At 78.2% G+C, this 3,680-nt stretch carries 3 protein-coding genes; 1 reads left to right on the top strand and 2 read right to left on the bottom strand.

Translation table 11 applies throughout. The features are described 5' to 3' along the window. Positions 1–306: 306 nt before the first annotated feature. The gene (locus tag RIM90_RS30995) at positions 307–1,548 is read left to right on the top strand and encodes an MFS transporter (protein WP_375165621.1); all 1,242 of its coding nucleotides are present in this window, start codon (positions 307–309) and stop codon (positions 1,546–1,548) included. Between the two features lie 268 nt (positions 1,549–1,816). Here the strand turns inward: RIM90_RS30995 and RIM90_RS30990 are convergent, their stop codons facing one another. Together RIM90_RS30990 and RIM90_RS30985 are read right to left on the bottom strand one after the other, a co-directional pair. After that, positions 1,817–3,223 carry a PfkB family carbohydrate kinase gene (locus RIM90_RS30990; protein ID WP_309064063.1) on the bottom strand — a complete coding sequence of 469 codons (1,407 nt, stop codon included), beginning with the start codon at positions 3,221–3,223 and terminating at the stop codon, positions 1,817–1,819. After that, the gene (locus RIM90_RS30985) at positions 3,220–3,561 is read right to left on the bottom strand and encodes a hypothetical protein (RefSeq protein ID WP_309064062.1); all 342 of its coding nucleotides are present in this window, start codon (positions 3,559–3,561) and stop codon (positions 3,220–3,222) included. The genes RIM90_RS30990 and RIM90_RS30985 overlap by 4 nt, the downstream gene beginning before the upstream one ends. Positions 3,562–3,680 lie beyond the last annotated feature (119 nt).

Below are 3,680 nucleotides of genomic sequence, written 5' to 3'. Positions count from 1 at the left end.
CCACGGCCCATTTGGTGCGCGCGTCACCATGACGCCCGGGCGCTCGGAACCGACTCGGCGGTCCCTTCTGCCACGATGGTCCGCGCCTTGTCCCGGTGACGGGAGCCGCCGCGCAGCGCAGCCGGCGTTCCGCTTCCCGCCCCCTCCTGCAGAGTCCTTCGACTCGTCTCCGAGTAGCGCACTGTGTCTTCCTCGCCCATCCCTGCCCAGCCCACCCCTGCCCAGCCCACGCCTGCGCCGGTGCCCGCCGCTCCGGTGGCCGAGGCCGCGCCGCGCTCGCCCTGGCGGTCCCTGCGGCACCGCAGCATGCGCTGGTGGTCCGTCGCGAACTTCGTGTCCAACGCCGGTACGTGGATGCAGCTCACGGTCCAGAACCTGCTGGTCCTCCAGATCACCGGGTCCGCCGCCGCGACGGGTCTGTCCATGTCCGTCCAGGCCGCGCCGGCCCTGCTCATGAGCGTCCTCGGCGGCGCGGCGGTCGACCGGTGGCCGCGGAAGCTGACGGCCGCCGTCAGCCAGGCGCTGCTCGGCGCCATCGCGTTCACCACCGCCGTCCTGGTGGCGCTGGACCGGCTCGACCTGACGTCCCTGATGGTGCTGGCCGCCGTCACCGGCATCGTCGCCACCGTCGACAACCCGGCCTGCGCCCTGCTGGGCAACGACCTCGTCCCGGCCGAGGACGTGCCCTCCGCCATCGGAGTGGGCGCGCTGGTGTTCAACGCGGGCCGGCTCGCGGGCGCCGCGCTCGCCGGGGTGACGGTCGGGTTCCTCGGCACCTCCGCCGCGTACTTCGCCAACGGGTTCTCCTTCCTCTTCGTGACCGCGGTCATCCCGTTCCTGCGCCCGGCGCCGGGAGCGGTCCGGCGCGTGGCGCACGGGGGCAGGCGCCCGCAGGGGGACATGAGCGTGCGGGAGGGGCTGACCTTCTTCGCGCGCCGGCCGCGCCTGCTCGCGCTCGCCGGGGTCACCGGGGTCAGCGCGGTCTTCGGCCGCAACTACGGGCTCACGCTCGCCGTCCTGGTCACCGGGCCGCTCGCGGGCGGCGCCGGGGCGTTCGGCACCGTGTCCACCGTCCTCGCCGTCGGCGGAATCATCGGCGCGGTGCTCGGCGCGCGGCTGCGCAGGCCGTCCGTGCGCCTCGTCGGCGCACTGGCGGCGGCGGGCGCGCTGCTGCAGGTGGTGGCGGGGCTGTCCCCGTCACTGGCCGTGCTGCTCGTGCTCGTCCTGCCCATGGCCGTCGTCGAGTCCGTCTCCGACACCGCCGGAACGGCCGTCCTGCAGACCGACCCGCCCGCCCATCTGCGCGGACGCGTGCTCGGCGTCTGGAGCAGCATCGGCACCGTGTGGAGCCTGGGCGGCCCGCCCGCCCTCGGCCTCCTCATGGAGCTGGCCGGACCGCGCGGCGCCCTGGTCAGCGGTGGACTGATCATCGCCGGGGCGATCGGAGCGGGCCACCTGCTGCGGGCCCGGCAGACCACCACGCCGGTGGTGCTGCGGACGGGGGAGGACGACGTGGCCGGCCGGGCCGCGCTGGAGACGGCCGCCTGAGCCGGGCGGGCCGCGCCCGGCCCCACGGCCGGCCGGTCGGCCTCCGCCGTCCGGGCCGGTCCGGGGCCGCCGTGGCGGTCTTCCGGGCCGTGGCGCGCGGCAGCCGTTCCTCCCGAGGCCGCCCGCGTGCGGCCCTCGGAGCGGGGTGGTCGTCGTCCCGGCCCGCGGCGGATCCCGGTCGGCGTCGCCGAGGTCCCGCAGGGGCCCGTCGTGTGCCTCGGTCACTCCTCCCGCCCCGGGCTCCCGCTCCCCGCCGGGAGCCCCCGGGTCACGAGCCGGAGGCCTTCAGGGTCGCCGCCGCGGCCTTCGCCGCCCTGCGGGTCAGGAGGGTTGTCGAGCGGCCGTCGAGGTAGGGCAGGACGAGCGCCTGGCCGCCCCAGGTGCGCAGCAGCGACGCCTCCGGCAGGTCCTGGACGGAGTAGTCCCCGCCCTTGACCCACACGTCGGGACGCAGCCGGGCCAGCACCGCCTCGGGCGTGTCCTCCTCGAAGACCACGACCGCGTCCACGCTGCCCAGTGCGCCCAGCACCCTGGCCCGGTCCGCCGCCGGGTTGAGCGGGCGGCCCGGCCCCTTGCGGCGGGCGACGGAGACGTCGGAGTTGAGGCACACGATCAGGCAGTCGCCGATCCGCCGGGCGCTCTCCAGCAGACCGACGTGGCCGGCGTGCACCAGGTCGAAGCAGCCACCGGTGGCGACCACGGTGCCGCCGCGGGCCCGGACGCCCTCCGCCAGCTCGAACGCGTCGGCCGCGGGATCCCGCGCGGTACCGGGGGCGGCCCGCGGTTGCCACAGCTCCGGGTTCCCCGCCCCGCCCGCCGAGACGAAGGCGGCGGCCTCGGCGACCGCCCGTTGCAGCGCCTCCTCGGGAAGCAGCCCGTCGGCGAGCGCCGCGGCCGCCGTCGCGGCGAAGCAGTCGCCCGCGCCGCACGGATCCCCGTCCGCCCGGAACGGGGCCGGGACGAGCATCGGCGTCCCCCCGCCGGGCCGGGTGAGCAGCACCCCGCGGTCGCCGAGCGTGACGGCGACGCCCGCCGCCCGCCAGCGCACCGCCAGCTCGGCCCCCCGCTCGGCGTACGCGCCCAGCGACGACCCTCCGGCCCCGGGACACAGGGCCAGGGCCTCCGCCGCGTTCGGTGTGACGAGGCGCGCTCCCGGCACGGGCGTCTCGCCCCTGGGGTGCGGGTCCCACACCAGGGGCGAGCACCGGGCCACGGCCCGAAGGTGCGCGCGCACGGCCCCGGCGGTGTGCCGTCCGTAGTCCGCGACGAGGACGGCCCGCGCGCCCGCCAGCGCCTCCCGCACCGCCTCGTCCGGTTCACCGGGCGTACCGCCGCCCCGGTCGATGCGCACCACCGGCCGCCCGCCCGCCAGTACCCGGGTCTTCACCGGCAGCGTGCCGTGCAGCGGGAGCTCCAGCAGCCGGACCCGGCCGCTCAGTTCCCGGCGCACGGCCTCGCTGGCCGGGTCGTCGCCGAGCGCGGTCACCAGGACCACGTCCCGGCCGCCGCGGGCCGCGAGCGCGGCGGCCAGCCCGGCACCGCCCGGGTGCCGGTGGTCACCGGTGACGTCGACGACCGGTGCGGGGGCGTCCGGGGCCAGCCGGGTGGCGACCCCCTCGATGTCCTCGTCGAGCAGCACGTCGCCCACCACGGCGAGGGGCGCGGGTCCGGTCATGACGCCCTCCCGGGGGTGGCCGCCGCGCGCCGCGCGAGGGGCGTGGACACGGCGGCGCCCCCGCGCAGCGTCTCGTGGGCGGCCCCGGACGGTGGGTTCGGGCCGGGACCGGTGAGCGCCCGCATGCGCGGTCCGGGCCGCCCGCGGGCGATCGTCCGGCGGGCGTGGGCGGGGCCGGAGCCGTAGTCGTGGTCGTGGTCGTCGCCGAGGGCGGCGAGGCGTCCGCCCCGGTCGGCGATCCGCGTCGGGGCGGGCCGGCGGAAGCGGTCGAGAACCCCCGCCGGCGACCGGCGGTGCGGACGCGCGGTGTCGAGCGCGGGGCGTGGGTGTGCGGTCATCCTGTTCGGGCGCACCGCCTCGGCGAGGACGGCGGCGGGACCCGCACCTCCTTTCGGAGTTCGGACGTCGCCGGCCCGCGGGCCGGCGGGTGGCGGCGGGTTCCGCGTCGAGGACCCCG

Source organism: Streptomyces sp. (assembly GCF_031181555.1).
Lineage (GTDB): Bacteria > Actinomycetota > Actinomycetes > Streptomycetales > Streptomycetaceae > Streptomyces > Streptomyces fimbriatus.
This window is presented reverse-complemented; position numbering and strand designations above follow the sequence as displayed.